The sequence below is a fragment of the Kitasatospora sp. NPDC040550 genome (assembly GCF_055594965.1).
The window spans coordinates 155,812-170,774 of record NZ_JBVIWC010000011.1 but is presented as its reverse complement, the minus strand read 5'-3'; the positions used below and the strand labels follow the sequence as shown (position 1 = coordinate 170,774).

Here is a 14,963-nt window from a genome sequence, read left to right as displayed (position 1 = left end):
CCCCCTGGACGGCCCTGGACGGACCCGGCCCCCTGGACCGCCCCGGTCGCCCGTGCTCAGCCCGCAGCCGAGCACGGTCGGCCGGGGCGCTTTCGTCACCGTGAGTAGCCGATCGCGCCCAGGACGGGAAGGGTCGCATCCGGTATCGTCGCTGGTTGGCCGAGCGGTGGACGGAGTGGACAGTGACAGCGGTGCAAGACGAGCGCAGCCCGGTGCGGACGGTACCCGCCCCGCCGCCCGCTCCCCTGTCCGACCGGCTGCGCGTCGCGCTCGGTGCCCCCGTGCGCGCACTGCGTGAGGCCCCCCGCCGCCCGATGCTGATCGCCTCGTCCGTGGCGCTGCTGTCGCTGCTCGTGTACGCAGTGGTCCGCCACTTCGTCCACACCTCGATGGTCGACATGATCGTCTACCGGGCCGAGGGCGCCGCTGTCGCCAACGGCACCGACCTCTACGCGCTGCGCGTCACCGAGTGGAACCTCCCCGCCACCTACCCCCCGTTCGCGGCCATGCTCTTCGTCCCGACCACCTGGCTGCCGATCCCCGTCCTCCGCGTGGTGATCACTCTCGGCAACCTCGGGCTGCTCGCGCTGATGGCCCACCTGTCCTTCAAGCTGGTCGGCTGGCCGCGCCGCGAACTCCGGCCGATCGGCGTGGTGCTGATCACCGGCCTCGGCGTCTGGCTCGAACCCGTCTTCACCACGCTCCGGTACGGCCAGATCAACCTCGCGCTCGGCTGCCTGATCCTCTGGGACCTCACCCGGTCCGACGCCCACCGCAGCAAGGGCATCGCGATCGGCATCGCCGCCGGCATCAAGCTCACCCCCGGCCTGTTCGCCGTCTACCTGCTGGTCACCGGCCGGGTCCGGGCCGCCTTCACCGCCGGCCTCACCTTCCTCGGCACCTTCCTGATCGGCGCGCTCTTCCTCCCCGACGCCACCTGGGGCTTCTGGACCAAGTACCTCTACGACTCCTCCCGGGTCGGCAAGACCGAGATCGTCGACAACCAGTCGCTGCGCGGCGCCTTCGCCCGCCTGCTGCACAGCGCCGACCCCGGCTTCCTCGCCACCCTCGGGGCGGGCCTGATCGCGGTGGCCGGCCTCGCCGTCGCCGCCTGGGCCGTCCGCAGCGGCCGCTGGCTGCCCCGGGCCGAGGCCTGGGGCTTCTGCGTCACCGCCGTCACGGCCGTGCTGATCTCGCCGATCAGCTGGACCCACCACTGGGTCTGGTGCGTGCCCGTCCTCGTGCTGCTCGCCGCCGAGGCCTCCGTCGAGCGCGCCCGCCCGGCCGGCGTCCGCCGACTGCGCTGGCGGGCCGCGTTCTGGGCCACCCTGCTGGCCTTCCTGTCCTTCGCGATGTGGGCCGCCAAGCCGGTCGGCGCGGCCGTGCTCCACATGTCGCCGCTGAGCCAGCTGCCGACCTCGATCTATCCGTGGGTCGGCCTCTGCTTCCTGCTCGCCGCCGCCATCCGGATAAGGGCGCGTCGGCGCTCCGCCGGTGCCCCGCTGGTCCGGCTGCCCGGACAGCGCGACGGCGACGGCGGCCCGGACGCCGCCCGCGGTCGTCAGCAGGCCCCCGCGGCCCGCTGAGCCGGCGGGGGCTCCGTCGCTGCTGTGCCGGTGCTGCTGGACGGTCCAGTGCACGCTGCGGCGCACGACCCGCACGCCCCGCCCGTCCCGTACCTCCCGCACGCCTACGCGAGCAGCTCGGCGAGCGAGCCGTCCAGGTCGAGGGCGGCCAGCTCACTGCCCGGCGGCACCAGCCGGTGCGCCCGCTCCAGCCAGGCCGCGACGACCGGCAGCGGCGCCTCCAGCAGCGCGTCCCCGGCCGGGGAGCTCAGCGCCATGCACAGCACGCTGCGCCGGCCCGAACGGGTCGGCCAGATCCGCACGTCGCCCTGGCCGCACGGGCGGAAGGTGCCCTCGACCAGCAGCTCGCGGGCGAACACCCAGGTCACCGGGGAGCCGGTGTCCAGGTGGAAGGTGATGTACACGGCGTACGGGTCGTGGCTGCCGTAGGTCAGCCGGGCCGGGACGGGGACGCTGTGCTCCGGGGAGAGCACCAGGTTCAGCTCCAGCTCGTGCTCCACGACGCTGACGGGGCGGTCCATGGTCGTCTTCCTCTCTGCCTTCGGTTCGTGCCCGGTTCCGGGCCCTGTGACCGTTGAGAGGGCGGTTCGCGCCGGGTCTTACACACGTTTCCGGGATTTCTCCGGGAAGTTTCGGGCGGTGGGGGAGCGGCGGGGGAGCGGCGGGAGAGCGGCGGGGTGGGCTTCTGCCGTGCGTGGGCCCTTACCCCGCGCGTGCCTTCGCTGTCCGGGGAATCGTCAACTTTCCTTCGGGGCCCCGGCGAGGTACTACCCTTTGTGACTGTCCGGCGACTGTCCGCCTTCGGTGGTGCCCCCACACGCCCCGAGCGCCCCGTACGCCCCGGGGTGTGCGCGGGCGCGGCGTGGCCCTGTGCTCGGACCGACCCGGCTCCGAGCACGTTTCGATCTTTGGATCTGCCGAGGCCCGCCCCTCAACGGCCCTCGTCAAGGCCCGACAGGAGAGAAGACCCCCATGGCGGACCGCCCCTTCGCCGCCGACGGCGACCCGGCCGTCGCACCCGAGCCCGGCTACTACCCCGACCCGTCCATTCCCGGATACGTCCGCTACTGGGGCGGTGCGGCCTGGGTGCCGGGCACCAGCCGGCCCGCCCCCGTCGAGGGCGAGGTGCTGCAGCCGCCCCGGTACGCCACCCGGCGGGCCGCCCCCGACGTCGCGGCGGCGCGGGTGGTGCCGCCGCCGGTGGCGCCGGTGCCGCAGGCGCGGTCGGAGTCGCCGGTGCTGCCGCTGGTCGTGCCGGTGTCGGCGTCTGTGCCCGTGCCTGTGCCTGTGCCCGTTCCTCTGCCGGTGTCTGCGCCCGTGCCCGTGCCGGTGGTGCCCGCGCTGGACGGGCGGGAGGCTCCGGGGGCGGGGGACACCGGGCCGGTGTACCTGGACCAGACCACGGGCGGGGCGTCCTTCGTGGTCGGGCCGCGGGTCGCCGAGGTGATCGGCGGGCCGGTGTTCCGGACCGTCGAGCCCGCGCTGGAGGAGGGCCCCGGGGCGGGCGGGGGCGGCGAGGCCGGTGCCGGTGCCGGCGACCTCGGGGTCGACCTCGGAGTCGACCTCGGGGCCTCGGGGTGGCAGGCCGATCCGCGGGCGCAGCGGGGTCTGATGGAGACCGGTGGGGCGCCGCGCTGGGTGTCCTGGGGGGTGCTTCCGGGGGCGCTCGAGGAGGAAGAGGGGCGCGCGGAGGGGGAGCGCGCTGCGGTTGCCGTGGAGGTGGCGGCGGCCGTCGCGCCCGCCATGACGGGCGCGGTCCGCGAGGTGGCGGCGCCGACTGCCGAGGCAGCGGTCGAAGAGGTGCCCCGTACGGCGGTGCCTGCGGTGGCGGCGGTGCCCGCGGTGCCTGCGGTGGCGGCGTCGGCTCCGGTGTCGGTTTCGGGCGCTGCCCCGGCGCCGGGCCCGGCCGTCGTCGCCGCGTTGCCCGTGGCGCGGCCGGCTCGGGAGTCCGCCGTCCGCCGTCGGTCGGCACGCCCGGCACCCCCGGTGCCCGCCGGACTGGGGCGGCGGCTGGCGGCCCGGGCGGTGGACACCGCGGTGCTGCTGGTGGTCGCCGTCGCGGCCGGGATCCCGCTCGGCAGCTCGGTCTCCGACCACCTCCAGCAGAAGGTCGACCAGGCCAGGATGGCCAGCTCCCTCGCCCGCCGCCACGTACAGGTCTGGCTGGTCGACGACGTGGTGCTGGGCAAGCTCGCCGCCCTGCTCGGAATCCTGGTGTTCGCCAGCCTCGTCTACGAGGTGCTGCCGACCGCCCGGACCGGCCAGACCTTCGGCAAGCGGCTGGCCCGGATCCGGGTCGTGGACGCCGGTGCCCCCGGCGGGCGGACCGGACTGAGCCTCGGCCGCTCGCTGCTGCGGTGGGTCGTCCGGCAGCTCGGCACGGTGCTGCTGCTCGGCCTGGTCTGGCCGGTGTTCGACCGCCCGGCCCGGCGCGGCTGGCAGGACCGGGCGGCCCGGACCCGGGTGGTCCGCAGCTGAGCCGGCCGTTGCGGTCCCGGGTCCACGCACTGGGCCACTCACGGGTGCGCGACAGCAAAACGAACAAAATGTCCCAAAAGCTGAGAATCTACGATGTTCTACTCGGGGGATGAGCACCCACGACCCCTCAGGCCCCCAGCCGGAGGGGGGCGGTCAGCCCTCCTTCGACAAGCAGCCCCCCACCCCGGGCGGCGGCACGCCGGACGGCGAACCGCCACGCCCCGCCCCGTCCGGCGCCCCCGCCGAGGGCCCCGGCGCCTACCAGGGCAGCTACGGCGGACCGACCCCCGGTCAGAACCCCTACGGCCAAGCCCCCCACGGCGGGCAGCCCTACGACCAGTCCCCGTCCGGCCACGGCCCCGACTCCGCCCCGTACGGCACCCCCAGCGGCGGACCCGTCCCCGGTATGCCACCGATCGGCACCTGGCCCAAGCGGATCATCGCCCGCCTCATCGACTACGTCCTGATGCAGGCCATCGGCGTCATCGTCATCGGCCCCTTCGTCGACCTCAGCACCCGCGAGGGCACCACCGAGGCCTTCTGGCTCGGCTGCGCCGTCTACCTCGTCTACGAGGCGCTGATGCTCAGCCGGGACGGCCAGACCCTCGGCAAGAAGGCCATGAAGATCCGCGTCGCCATGCTGATCGACGGCAACTCGCCCACCCAGTCCGCCGCGTGGACCCGGGCCGCCGTCTACATTCTCCCGGCCGTGCTCTGCTGCGCCGCCCTGTGGTGGGTCATCGACGGCCTGTTCGGCGTCTTCGACAAGCCCTACCGGCAGTGCCTCCACGACAAGGCCGCGAAGACCGTCGTGGTCACCACCGAGATCTGACCGCGACCGCGGGAGGACGGCGCCCGGCGGCGGACCGGCGGATCAGCGCTGCCGGGCGTACTCGCGCCCGGCAGCGGCCGTGGAGGCCCCGGACCGCTCGCCGGCCGCGGACGAGCGGGCGGACACCGACACCGAGAGCACCGTCACCACGGTGCCGAGCGCCAGCGCGAACCCCACCAGCACCGCGACCTCCAGGACGCCCGCGGCGCCCGAAACGGCCAGCAGTGCCACTGTGGTGGCGACGACGGTGAACGAGCCGAGGCAGAACTGGGCAGCGGACGGACGTGGCATGGCGGGGGTCCTTCGCACGTCGGGGGAAACGGGCGGGAATGATGCCGGTGCCAGAAGTCCTACCCGGCAAGGGAGTTCGGCACGACCAGGCTAGCCCGCGAGGTCGGGGGCACAGGGGGCGCACGGGCTCACCCCGGGGTCGTCCGCACCCCTCGGTACGGTGGAGCCCGTCCGACACCACGCAGACCCGGGGGAACCGACCGTGCCCATCCCCACCGACTGGCCCACCACCGAAGCCCAGGCGCTCGCCGAACAGGAACGACTGCGCCCGCTCGTCCGGGCCCAGGACGACGGCACCCCCGGCCCGCTCATCGCCGGAGTCGACGTCGCCTACGACGACGGCCACGACCTCGTCGCCGCCGCAGCCGTCCTCCTCGACCGGGACACCCTGGACATCGTCGAGGAGGCCACCGCCGTCGGCCGGATCGCCTTCCCCTACGTCCCCGGACTGCTCGCCTTCCGCGAACTCCCCGCCGTCCTCGACGCGCTGGCCGCCCTCACCCGCACCCCCGACACCGTCGTCTGCGACGGCTACGGCCTCGCCCACCCCCGCCGCCTCGGCCTCGCCAGCCACCTCGGCGTCCTCACCGGACTGCGCACCCTCGGCGTCGCCAAGACCCCCTTCACCTTCGACCACCACGACCCCGAGGCGGCACGCGGCTCCTGCACCCCGCTCACCGACCCCACCACCGGCGAAGAGGTCGGCCGCGCGCTGCGCACCCAGCCCGGCGTCAAACCCGTCTACGTCTCCGTCGGCCACCGCATCGGCCTCGACACCGCCGTCCGCACCACCCTCGACCTCGCCCGCCGCTACCGGCAACCCGAGACCACCCGGCACGCCGACTCCCTCTGCCGCCGCGCCCTCGCCGAAGCCCTGCACAGCAGGACGCCCTCGAACTGACCGTGCACCGGGCGGGGTTCCGACCCGGTGTGTTAGACATGAGACACCGGGGCCCGGGCCCCGAAGGCCAGGAACGGACGCACGGGGGGCGCCGCAATGGGAACAGGGACCGGCTCGACCGGCGGAGCCAACCAGGGCTACCGGGTCGAGGTCGAACAACTGCGCACGTTCGCCGGGCAGGTACGGCTGCTGCTCAAGGAATTCGAGAAGGACGCCAACGGCAGCACCACCCACGGGCGCAGCGGCATCGGCAAGACCGCCTTCGGCACCTTCGCCGAGGCGACGGAGATCCACGGCCGCTACAGCAGCATGCGGGACGCACTGCGGGACGTGCTGAACCAGCTCCAGCAGGCGATCGATCAGGCCCAGAAGAAGGCAGAACTCACCGCGACCAACTACGAGGAGCAGGACCAGCACGTGAGCACGAAGCTCAAGCTGTCCGGCGACGGTTGGTCCGTGGCCGCTCCCTCGGCCACCAGCGAGGTCGCCTACCAGGCCAACCAGGTCCCGTCCCAGCGCGGCAACGCCACCATCTGACCGACCGCCCGACCGGAGGTGAACCAGCCGTGACCTACACCGATTTCACCAAGTACAGCCATGCCGATCTCCGCAAGATGGCACAGGCCCTCGACCCCGGCGCGGTGATGGCCGCCGGCGACCCCTGGCGCAAGGCGGCGACCACGCTCAAGGAGATCCGCAAGACCCTCACCAACGTGAGCACCGAGGCGGCCACCACCTGGGAGGGCACCACCAGCGACTCCTTCCACACCTCGATGCTGACCCTCGCCGCCAGCATCAACGAGGCCGCCGCGTACGCCAACGACGCGGCCAACACGCTGCACAACATGTCCGAGGCGATGGCGACGGCCAAGCGCACCATGCCCGAGGAACCGGGCACCTGGGACCAGTTCAAGGACAAGGTCGGGGACTTCTTCAGCAGCGAGGACGACCACATCCAGCTCACGGACCAGAAGAAGGCCGAAGCGGCGGCCGTCATGCAGACCCTCGCGATGCACTACCGCATCGCGACGCCGGCCTTGAAGGCTCCGCCGATGCCAGGCTCCAAGCCGCCGGCGAAGCCCGGGTTCTACGGCGAAGACACCCGTGACGTCGGATCGCAGAACGATCCGGGCGGGGCAGCTGCCATGGCAGCCGCAGTGATGTCGGGGACGTCGATCGGAGTCGGGGGGACGTCGGCGAGGTCGGCGTCCGGTGCCGCGCCGCAGCGATCGAGGTCGTCCATGCCGTCGGTGGCCTCCGGCGCGTCGTCGAGGAACGCGGCAGTTCCGACGGATTCTGGAATCAAGGGTGGGACGGCACAGGCTCCGCCGAAGTCGGCGACGATGACGAGCAGCACCCCCGAGGCGGGCATCTCGGGCACTCCGGCGCCGCGTCCCGGTGGAAATGCGTCCGGTCCTGTTACCTCCGGTACCCAGACGTCCGCCCTGGGCACCACCACGTCCGCAGGTCCTTCGAACGGACCGGTGGCCGGTGGAGGGGGACAACCTGTCGTCACGCCCACGGGGCCGGGCGTTCAGAGCACCCCGATCGGGCCTGACTTCGGCCAGGGCAAGACCGGTTTTGGCGGAAAGGAGGTTCCCGGCGGCGAGTACCCGGGCAGCGGTACCGGGGGCCGAGGAACGTCCGGAGCTCAGCAGGTGGGCGGCTCCTTGGCCCGGCCCGGTGGCGCTGTGCGGGGGGTATCGCCGGGCGCTGGAGCAGGCAGCCAGGCCTTCACAGAAGGCGGATCCGGGCTGGGGGCTCGTAATCGGGTCGGTACCGAATCCGGGCCCCGCGGGACTGGCGTCATGTCTCCCGGCATACCGATGAGTGAAGCGCAGCGCCGTAAGAAGGAACGGGGGAATGGCGGCAGGCGCCCGGACTACCTCGTCGAAGACGAGGAGACCTGGGCGTCGGACAAGCCGGCCAACCCGAACGTGGTGGAATGAGGCCGGTCCGTGGACGGACGGGTGAGCTGATCTCTGAGTTGGGGTGACCGGGTTTGACAAGCCACCTGTTGGCGCGCGGTACGGCGATTCTCGCCGCTGGGGCATTGGTTTGGGCCGCTGCTGCGCCTGGGGCGTGGGCTGACCAGATCAGGGACCATCAGTGGGCGCTGAAGACCTTCGACGCCGAGACGAAGATCTGGTCGGTCAGCGAGGGCGACAGGGTCGTAGTCGGCGTGGTCGACTCCGGAGTGAATCAGGATCACCAGGATCTGACTGGACAAGTCCTCCCCGGAGCCGACTACTCGGGTGGAAATTCCGATGGCCGTGTGGACAGCAAGGGCCACGGAACCGGAATCGCGAGCCTGATTGCGGGGCACGGGCACGGGACGCAGGAAGGAGTCATGGGGTTGGCTCCCAAGGCCAAGATCCTGCCCGTGAAGGTGGGGGCGGAAGGTGATGGCTCCGATCCCCAGCCGACGGGGTTCGCGGACGCGATCCGCTTCGCGATCGACCATGGTGCGACCGTCGTCAACTTGTCCCTCGGAGGAGGGTTTCGCCTTGATGCGGAGTTGCGGAAGGCCGTCAACTACGCAATCTCGAAGGATGTCGTGCTGGTCGCGGCGGTCGGAAACTTCGGCGAGGACGCGGAAGGTGTTCGATACCCGGCGGCCTTCCCCGGGGTCGTGGCTGTAGGAGCCGTGGACTCGAAGGGGGGCGTATGGGACCGTTCCACACCAGGTCCCGAGACCACAATCGTCGCGCCTGGTGTGGACATTTACCTCGCCACGGCCAAATCCTCTACGAGTTATGGAGCTGGAGACGGTACGTCCGAAGCCACTGCGTACGTTTCCGCCACTGCCGCGCTCATCCGCTCCAAGTACCCGAACCTGTCCGCCGGGCAGGTGATCAATCGGATGATCAAGACAGCCACCCCGCCCGCCGATGGGACGGTGGTGCCCAACAACCACTACGGCTATGGGATCGTCTCGCCCGCGAAGGCGCTGGAGGCGAACCCGGCAGTGGACAATGGCCCCCGGGAGAATCCGCTGGTGAAGCGGGCGGAATCGCACGGCACGCCACCGAGTGACGATGAGACCGATCCGGCGGAACAGCCCACCGTGGCCCCCGAAGCCAACGCCGGCGGTGGTGGCAGCGACGTCACCGGCCCGGTGGTCGTGGCCGGTGTCGTGGTGGTGGGGGCGGTGGTGGCCGGGGTGGTGGTGCGTCGGCGGAGGCGGCGGGGCGGTCAGTGAGTGCTGAGCCAGTCGTCGCGTAGGGCGGCCATGTGGAGGACGTCCCAGTAGCGGTCGTCCCAGTGGTGGGCTTGGCGGGCGCGGCCTTCGAGGACGAAGCCGGCTTTGGTGTAGGCGCGGGCGGCGCGTTCGTTGTACTCGAAGACGTCGAGGTGGACGCGGTGGAGGCCGATGGTGGCGAAGGCGTGGCGGAGGACGAGGACGGTGGTCTCGGTGCCGATGCCGCGGCCGACGCTGTCGGGGGTGAGGGCGATCCGGTAGTCGGCGGAGTTGTTGTCCGGGTCGACGTTGGTGAGGGCGGTGTCGCCGAGGAAGCGGCCGGTGGCGGGGTCCTCGACGGCGAGGTCGAGGCGGTCGGGCCGGTCGGCGCGGGTGGCGCACCACTGGGCGATCTGGTCGCGGGTGAAGGCGGTGCGGGTGCCGGTGAGGCGGTTGGTCTCCTGGTCGGTGCAGTGTGCCCACATTGGGTCGGTGTGCCGGGCCGCCAGGGGGACGAGGCGGATGGTGGGGCCGTGCAGGGTGGGTGTCACCGCGAGGGCTGAGAGGTCCGTGGCCATGGTGCCCAGGATGCCCGGTGGGGCCGGTTCGTGCCGGGATTTTCGGTGCGGGGCCTATTCGGCGACGGCGATCTGCTGCCGGTGGTGGGTGGGGGTGGTGAGTTCGTCGACGAGGGCGAGGGCGAGGTCGGCCTGGGCGATCCGGGGGCCGAGGACGTGGGGGCCGCCGACCCGGTAGTGGCCGGTGCCGGGGGCGGTGCGGTCGAGGTCCATGGGCGGGGTGACGACGACCCAGTCGAGGGTGACGGGGGAGTCGTGGAGCAGGTCGAGGGCGGCGGAGTGGCCGAGGGAGAAGGTGCGGTAGGCGTCGGGGAACGCGGGGTCGTCGTGGACGGCGACGCCGGGGGCGGTCTGCAGGGTGGTGGCGACGCCGACGCTGAGCAGCCGCGGGACGCCGGCGCGGCCGAGGCCGTCGACGAGGGCGCTGGTGGCGGCCCGGTAGAACTCGGTGGACGGGGTGTCGGGGGTATGGACGGAGCTGACGGCGGCGGGGTGTCCGGGGGCGGTGGCGGCGACGGCGGCCGGGTCGGTGACGTCGCAGCGCACCAGGGTGACGCCTTCCCCGGCGAGGTCGGCGTGCCGCTCGGGGTGGCGGACGGCGGCGGTGACGGTGAGGCCGCGGCGGCGGGCCTCGGTGATCACGGCGCGGCCGACCTGCCCGCCGGCGCCGTAGACGATGACGTCCGCGCGGTGCTGCTGCCGGGGCGTGGTGGTGGTCATGGGGGCCTCCGTGGTCGGGTCGGTGGCGGGCGTTGGGGCCCGCCGGTGCCGTGACGGTAGACCGGGGGGTGCCGGTTACTTCAACGGAACCGGCGCCGACGGTCGGCGACGGTCTGCCGCGGGGCCGGCCCGGCGGGTACGGTCGGGGCATGACGCAGACCGGGCCGGCGCCGTTGCCGGCGGACTTCTTCCCGGCCGACTGCCCGGTGCAGTCGGTGCCGGTGCTGGGCAGCCGCAAGTGGGCCTGGCGGATCATCCGTTGTCTGGAGGACGGGCCGCGCCGGTTCTCGGAGCTGCGGGTGCCGTTGGCGGGCATCACGGCGAAGGTGCTGACGGAGTCGCTGCGTTCGATGGAGCAGGACGGCGCGGTGGTCCGGACCGAGTACGCGGAGAATCCGCCGCGGGTCGAGTACGCGCTGACGCCGTTGGGGCGGACGCTGCTGGGGCCGATGGACGCGGTGTGCGAGTGGAGCCGGGAGAACCTGGGCAGCCTGCTGGCGGCCCGACTGGAGTACGAGCGGTCCGGGGGCTGACCGGGCGCTGACCGGGGCGGGCCGAGGCTGGCAGCATTTCGGCGGTCGCTGGCGGCCTTGCCGCTGGTGGGGCGGGGTGCGGGGCGGCCATGCTGGGCCCATGAGCACTCCTGACCAGCACCTCGCGAACCCCGCCGACGCCCTCGTCCCCGACACCAAGGACTGGACCTGGGTGCTCGAACGCGCCTGCCCCGACTGCGGGTTGGACACTCCGGCGGTGGTCCCGACGGACGTCGCCGCGATGGTCCGGGCGAACGCCGCGGCCTGGCTGGCGGTGCTGGCGGGGGACGAGGAGGGGCTGCGCCGCCGGCCGGCGCCGGGGGTGTGGTCGGACCTGGAGTACGCCTGTCACGTCCGGGACGTCTTCCGGCTGTTCCTGGTCCGGCTGGACCTGATGCTCGACCAGGACGGCCCGCTCTTCGCGAACTGGGACCAGGACGGGACGGCGGTCGCCGAGCGCTACCGGGAGCAGCGGCCGCAGGTGGTGTCCGGGGAGCTGGCGGAGGCCGCGGAGGCGTTGGCGGCGGCGTTCGGGGCGGTGTCGGGGGAGCAGTGGGGGCGGACCGGGAGCCGCAGCGACGGGGCGCGCTTCACTGTCGAGTCCTTCGCCCGCTACCTGATCCACGACCCGGTGCACCACCTGTTCGACGTGACGGGCGAGCGGGTCTGACCCGGTCGCCGCGGTTCACCAGCCGGAGGCCTCGCGGAGCATGGTGCGCCGGAGCCGGCCGGCGACGCTGGCGGTGTCGGTGCCGATGACGTCGGCGATCTCGGGGGCGGCGAGGCCGACGACGTAGTGCAGGATCGCCAGGTCGTCGTCGGCGGGGTGGCGGTCGGGGACGGGGGTCTCCTGCGGGGTGTGTTCGGCGACGGTGCCGCGCAGGATCTGCCAGGCGAGCGCGGTCGGGTTGGGGCTGGTGAGCAATTCCCGCCACTGGACGGCGATCTCGGCGAACGCCTGCTGGACGGCGGTGGCCGCGGCGGCGTGCTCGGTCAGCCACACCCGGGCGTAGCTGAGGTACCGGGGGCGGTGGAGTTCGCAGAAGGCCGCGAACTCCAGCGGTACGTCCTCCGGTTCGCCGGGCCCCGGGGGTGGCTCGGCGGCGCTTGTGTGACGGTTGGTCATCTCGTCTTCTCGGAAGGGGAGATGGGTTTCTGACGGTCGATCATCTGTGCTCACTCTACGGTAGGCCCTCGGTGCGCTGGGTGACCAATCCGATGGAATGCCTGGAACCCGCTGTGGCGCGTCCGGTTCCGGTGACGGGCGGTGCGGCGCGGCGGCGGTACTGCCGGTGGAGGCCGGTGAAGGGCCGGTCGAGGGCCGGTGGTGGGTCGGCCGGGGCCGCCGGGGCCCGGTCGGGGGAGTGCTGCACAGTGCTGCGGGGGACGTGGGTGCGAGCGTGTCGTAGCTGGTCAGGGTGTGGGACGGCAGGGGTCGCACGGCAGTTGAGGTGCCACCGTAGGGCCTGCCGGGTCCGGCGTCCACGCCCAGGGCGCGAAGCCGGTACCGCACAACCGTCTGCGCAACCGCACTCACGACGGGGGTTGCGCCGGGGCGGGTGGCGGTGGGTGCTTCGAAAGCGCCCCGGCGGCCTGCGGCGACCGGGGCGCGGATCGGGGCGGGAGGTGCCGCCCGGTCAGGGGTTCGGCCGGGCCTCCGTGGGGGCGATCAGGTCGTCGGCGGTGTTGCCGCGCTCGACCTGGGCGGGGAAGGACTCGGCGGCCCGGCGCCGGGCCAGCTGGGCGGCCGTCGCGGCCGCTGCCGCAGCAGCCGCAGCGGCTCCGGCGGCGGCCTCCTCGCGCTCGCACCGGTGGGTGCCGGGCGCGGCGGTGGCGTGTCCGGCCGAGGGGTGACCGGCGGTGGCGTGTGCGCCCGCCGGGTGCCCGCCGGCCTGATGCCCGCTGACCTGATGTCCATTGGCCTGATGCCCGTTGGCCGGGTGGCCGTTGGTCAGGTGGCCGTTCGTCTGATGTCCGTTCGTCTGATGTCCGTTCGCCGGGTGTCCGCCCGCCGGATGCCCGTTCGCTGCGTGGCCGACGGCGTGCTGCCCGGCGGCGTGCGTCGCGCCAGTGCGCGCCCCCGCCGCCCGTCGTCGGCGCCCGAGCTCGGCCCGCTCGGCGTGTTCCTCGGCCGCCTGTCTAGCGGCCAGGTAGGCCTGGACGGCGGCCATGCCGTAGACCGGCTGGATGAGCTGGTGGCCCTTGAAGAAGGGTCTGGCCGGGGCGAACCCGGCGGCGACCACGAGGTCGCGGATCTCTGCTATCTCGGCCTCGCTCCGGGCGGTGAAGCGGACCTCCCAGCCCTTCTTGTACGTATGGCCCTTCTCGCCGCTGCGGCGGGCCGGATCCGGGCGGCGGACGTACCCGGGCAGACGGCCGAGGCGGAGCTGGGCCGCGCGGAGGCCGGCGGTCTCGTCACGTGACATGACGTAAGCCTAGGCAATCCCGGAAGCGCGTTTGACGCCCCGGGGGTCCCTCGCCGTATGCCCTTGATCACTCTGGGTCAGACGGCCAGGTCGGCGATCGTTTTCAATCAAACCCGATAGCCATATGAACGTCATTTACTCCAAATGAGTGAGGGTATGAGGACTTTAGTGCAGGCTGGTCCCGGTTTCGCGACGGTTGAGTAACAGTGCGTCAGGCAGTGGCACGGGGGGCGTGGCGGTTGGGGATGGTGGGCGCATGAGCGAACGTAGTGAGCGATTCGTCGAGGGGCGCGCATGAACTACCGGATCCCCTCGCCGCCCCCGTCCCTGGAGGAGCTGGCAAAGCGTCAGCAGAACGTCGTCACCGCGAGCCAGCTGCGCGCCCGGGGCGTGCCGGCCCGGGTCATCACCGAGCACTGTCGCCACGGCGGTCCCTGGCAGCGACTGCTGCCCAGGGTCTACCTGCTCCAGTCCGGCGAGCCCACCCCGGAGCAGCGGATGTGGGCCGCGCTGCTGTACGCGGCGCAGAACGGCCGGGAGGAGGGCCGCCGGGAGGGTGCGGTGATCACCGGGGCGGCGGCGCTGGCGCTGTACGGCTTCGCCGCCGTGCCCCGGCTGCCCGCCGTGACCGGGGTGGACGTCCTGGTGCCCCGCCAGCGCCGGCTCAAGGACGCCGGCGAGGTGCGGATCCGGCGCACCGAACGGGAGTTGGTGGCCCGATCGGTGCACGGCCTGGCCTGTGCGCCGGTGGCCCGGGCGGTCGCCGACGCGCTGGTCGAGTGGACGGCGGACGGGCTCCCGGTGGACGCCCCGGTGCCGGTGCGCGAGGTGCTCCGGGAGGCCGTCGCCCGCCCGGAGAACCGGTGCACGGTCCGGGAGTTGGCCGCCGAGCTGGTCGAGTCCGGGCTGACCGGGGAGCCCCGGGTGCGCGCTGCCCTGGACGAACTCCTCGCTGCCGAGCGGGAGTTCGTGTTGGAGCGGGTCGACCGGCTGGTGGACGAGTGGCTGCTGCCCGCCCCGCTGGTCGCCCCGGAGCTGCGGATGCGCGGCGGCACCTACATCGGTGTCCCGGACCTCTACTGGCCGGAGCAGGGCGTCGCGGTGGAGGTGGACTCGGACCTGCGCTGCGTCAGCGAGGGCGAGGCCGCCTGGGTGCGCGGCGGCCAGCACCGGATGGAGTACCTGGGGATCCGGGTGGTGTACGTCTCCGGTGCCCGGCTGGCCGCGGACCCGGAGGCGGTCGGCGGCGAGTTGCGCGAGGCCTACCGGGCGGGCGGGACGGACGTGGTGGAGCTGATGGTGGTCTGAGCACCGGCCGCGCGCCCCGGCCCCCGGCCCCCGGGCCCCGGTCGGGCCCGGGCCGGGCTCAGCACGACGGGCTCACCACGGCGGGCTCACCACGGCGGGCTCAGCGCGGCGGGTTCAGCGGGCCGGTCT

The 14,963-nt window shown here is 73.1% G+C and carries 16 protein-coding genes; 10 read left to right on the top strand and 6 right to left on the bottom strand.

The features are described 5' to 3' along the window. Window positions 1-182 precede the first annotated feature (182 nt). The gene (locus ACZ58X_RS18545; RefSeq protein ID WP_470334692.1) at window positions 183-1,586 is read left to right on the top strand and encodes a glycosyltransferase 87 family protein; all 1,404 of its coding nucleotides are present in this window, start codon (window positions 183-185) and stop codon (window positions 1,584-1,586) included. Between the two features lie 104 nt (window positions 1,587-1,690). Here ACZ58X_RS18545 and ACZ58X_RS18540 read toward each other — a convergent pair whose 3' ends face one another. After that, window positions 1,691-2,107 carry an SsgA family sporulation/cell division regulator gene (locus ACZ58X_RS18540; protein ID WP_470334691.1) on the bottom strand — a complete coding sequence of 139 codons (417 nt, stop codon included), beginning with the start codon at window positions 2,105-2,107 and terminating at the stop codon, window positions 1,691-1,693. A gap of 451 nt (window positions 2,108-2,558) precedes the next feature. Between ACZ58X_RS18540 and ACZ58X_RS18535 the strand changes: the two genes are divergently transcribed. Both ACZ58X_RS18535 and ACZ58X_RS18530 read left to right on the top strand, forming a co-directional pair. Then, a complete protein-coding gene (locus ACZ58X_RS18535; protein ID WP_470334690.1) occupies window positions 2,559-4,064 on the top strand; it encodes an RDD family protein in 1,506 nt (501 codons plus the stop codon). Between the two features lie 109 nt (window positions 4,065-4,173). Continuing rightward, window positions 4,174-4,896 (top strand): RDD family protein, encoded by a 723-nt coding sequence (locus tag ACZ58X_RS18530; protein ID WP_470334689.1) that lies wholly within the window; start codon window positions 4,174-4,176, stop codon window positions 4,894-4,896. 42 nt (window positions 4,897-4,938) lie between these two features. Here the strand turns inward: ACZ58X_RS18530 and ACZ58X_RS18525 are convergent, their stop codons facing one another. Continuing rightward, the gene (locus ACZ58X_RS18525; RefSeq protein WP_470334688.1) at window positions 4,939-5,187 is read right to left on the bottom strand and encodes a hypothetical protein; all 249 of its coding nucleotides are present in this window, start codon (window positions 5,185-5,187) and stop codon (window positions 4,939-4,941) included. 202 nt (window positions 5,188-5,389) lie between these two features. On the opposite strand from ACZ58X_RS18525, the gene ACZ58X_RS18520 reads away from it, so the two are divergent. The 4 genes from ACZ58X_RS18520 to mycP all read left to right on the top strand — a co-directional run bounded on the left by ACZ58X_RS18520 (window position 5,390) and on the right by mycP (window position 9,290). After that, window positions 5,390-6,088 carry an endonuclease V gene (locus ACZ58X_RS18520; RefSeq protein WP_470334687.1) on the top strand — a complete coding sequence of 233 codons (699 nt, stop codon included), beginning with the start codon at window positions 5,390-5,392 and terminating at the stop codon, window positions 6,086-6,088. A gap of 96 nt (window positions 6,089-6,184) precedes the next feature. Continuing rightward, window positions 6,185-6,625, top strand: coding sequence for a hypothetical protein (locus ACZ58X_RS18515; RefSeq protein WP_470334686.1), 441 nt, complete (start codon window positions 6,185-6,187; stop codon window positions 6,623-6,625). Window positions 6,626-6,654: 29 nt separating this feature from the next. Further along, window positions 6,655-8,037, top strand: a complete 1,383-nt coding sequence (locus ACZ58X_RS18510) for a WXG100 family type VII secretion target (RefSeq protein WP_470334685.1) — start codon at window positions 6,655-6,657, stop codon at window positions 8,035-8,037. 53 nt (window positions 8,038-8,090) lie between these two features. After that, on the top strand, window positions 8,091-9,290 hold the full coding sequence (gene mycP / locus ACZ58X_RS18505) for a type VII secretion-associated serine protease mycosin (protein WP_470334684.1): 1,200 nt from the start codon (window positions 8,091-8,093) through the stop codon (window positions 9,288-9,290). On the opposite strand, the gene ACZ58X_RS18500 is transcribed toward mycP, so the two are convergent. Beyond that, entirely contained in the window at window positions 9,284-9,847 is a 564-nt protein-coding gene (locus ACZ58X_RS18500) for a GNAT family N-acetyltransferase (protein ID WP_470334683.1), read from the bottom strand. The two genes, mycP and ACZ58X_RS18500, sit on opposite strands and share 7 nt — an antisense overlap. Before the next feature lie 54 nt (window positions 9,848-9,901). Next, the gene (locus tag ACZ58X_RS18495; protein ID WP_470334682.1) at window positions 9,902-10,567 is read right to left on the bottom strand and encodes an NAD(P)-dependent oxidoreductase; all 666 of its coding nucleotides are present in this window, start codon (window positions 10,565-10,567) and stop codon (window positions 9,902-9,904) included. A gap of 149 nt (window positions 10,568-10,716) precedes the next feature. Between ACZ58X_RS18495 and ACZ58X_RS18490 the strand changes: the two genes are divergently transcribed. Both ACZ58X_RS18490 and ACZ58X_RS18485 read left to right on the top strand, forming a co-directional pair. Next, on the top strand, window positions 10,717-11,100 hold the full coding sequence (locus ACZ58X_RS18490) for a winged helix-turn-helix transcriptional regulator (protein WP_470334681.1): 384 nt from the start codon (window positions 10,717-10,719) through the stop codon (window positions 11,098-11,100). Between the two features lie 100 nt (window positions 11,101-11,200). Beyond that, the gene (locus ACZ58X_RS18485) at window positions 11,201-11,770 is read left to right on the top strand and encodes a DinB family protein (protein WP_470334680.1); all 570 of its coding nucleotides are present in this window, start codon (window positions 11,201-11,203) and stop codon (window positions 11,768-11,770) included. A 15-nt stretch (window positions 11,771-11,785) separates the two neighbouring features. Here ACZ58X_RS18485 and ACZ58X_RS18480 read toward each other — a convergent pair whose 3' ends face one another. Together ACZ58X_RS18480 and ACZ58X_RS18475 are read right to left on the bottom strand one after the other, a co-directional pair. Further along, window positions 11,786-12,226: a hypothetical protein gene (locus tag ACZ58X_RS18480; protein WP_470334679.1), complete on the bottom strand. Its 441-nt coding sequence runs from the start codon at window positions 12,224-12,226 to the stop codon at window positions 11,786-11,788. A 511-nt stretch (window positions 12,227-12,737) separates the two neighbouring features. Then, window positions 12,738-13,526 carry a hypothetical protein gene (locus ACZ58X_RS18475; RefSeq protein ID WP_470334678.1) on the bottom strand — a complete coding sequence of 263 codons (789 nt, stop codon included), beginning with the start codon at window positions 13,524-13,526 and terminating at the stop codon, window positions 12,738-12,740. A 294-nt stretch (window positions 13,527-13,820) separates the two neighbouring features. On the opposite strand from ACZ58X_RS18475, the gene ACZ58X_RS18470 reads away from it, so the two are divergent. Continuing rightward, window positions 13,821-14,834, top strand: a complete 1,014-nt coding sequence (locus ACZ58X_RS18470; protein ID WP_470334677.1) for a hypothetical protein — start codon at window positions 13,821-13,823, stop codon at window positions 14,832-14,834. Window positions 14,835-14,963 lie beyond the last annotated feature (129 nt).

What these genes read in the sequence shown, in the direction of transcription:
- ACZ58X_RS18495 (WP_470334682.1), bottom strand. Translation starts at nt 10,567, where the DNA reads ATGACCACCACCACGCCCCGGCAGCAGCACCGCGCGGACGTCATCGTC.
- ACZ58X_RS18540 (WP_470334691.1), bottom strand. Translation starts at nt 2,107, where the DNA reads ATGGACCGCCCCGTCAGCGTCGTGGAGCACGAGCTGGAGCTGAACCTG.
- ACZ58X_RS18530 (WP_470334689.1), top strand. Translation starts at nt 4,174, where the DNA reads ATGAGCACCCACGACCCCTCAGGCCCCCAGCCGGAGGGGGGCGGTCAG.
- ACZ58X_RS18515 (WP_470334686.1), top strand. Translation starts at nt 6,185, where the DNA reads ATGGGAACAGGGACCGGCTCGACCGGCGGAGCCAACCAGGGCTACCGG.
- ACZ58X_RS18480 (WP_470334679.1), bottom strand. Translation starts at nt 12,226, where the DNA reads ATGACCAACCGTCACACAAGCGCCGCCGAGCCACCCCCGGGGCCCGGC.
- ACZ58X_RS18485 (WP_470334680.1), top strand. Translation starts at nt 11,201, where the DNA reads ATGAGCACTCCTGACCAGCACCTCGCGAACCCCGCCGACGCCCTCGTC.
- ACZ58X_RS18535 (WP_470334690.1), top strand. Translation starts at nt 2,559, where the DNA reads ATGGCGGACCGCCCCTTCGCCGCCGACGGCGACCCGGCCGTCGCACCC.
- ACZ58X_RS18475 (WP_470334678.1), bottom strand. Translation starts at nt 13,526, where the DNA reads ATGTCACGTGACGAGACCGCCGGCCTCCGCGCGGCCCAGCTCCGCCTC.
- ACZ58X_RS18500 (WP_470334683.1), bottom strand. Translation starts at nt 9,847, where the DNA reads ATGGCCACGGACCTCTCAGCCCTCGCGGTGACACCCACCCTGCACGGC.
- ACZ58X_RS18525 (WP_470334688.1), bottom strand. Translation starts at nt 5,187, where the DNA reads ATGCCACGTCCGTCCGCTGCCCAGTTCTGCCTCGGCTCGTTCACCGTC.
- ACZ58X_RS18470 (WP_470334677.1), top strand. Translation starts at nt 13,821, where the DNA reads ATGAACTACCGGATCCCCTCGCCGCCCCCGTCCCTGGAGGAGCTGGCA.
- ACZ58X_RS18490 (WP_470334681.1), top strand. Translation starts at nt 10,717, where the DNA reads ATGACGCAGACCGGGCCGGCGCCGTTGCCGGCGGACTTCTTCCCGGCC.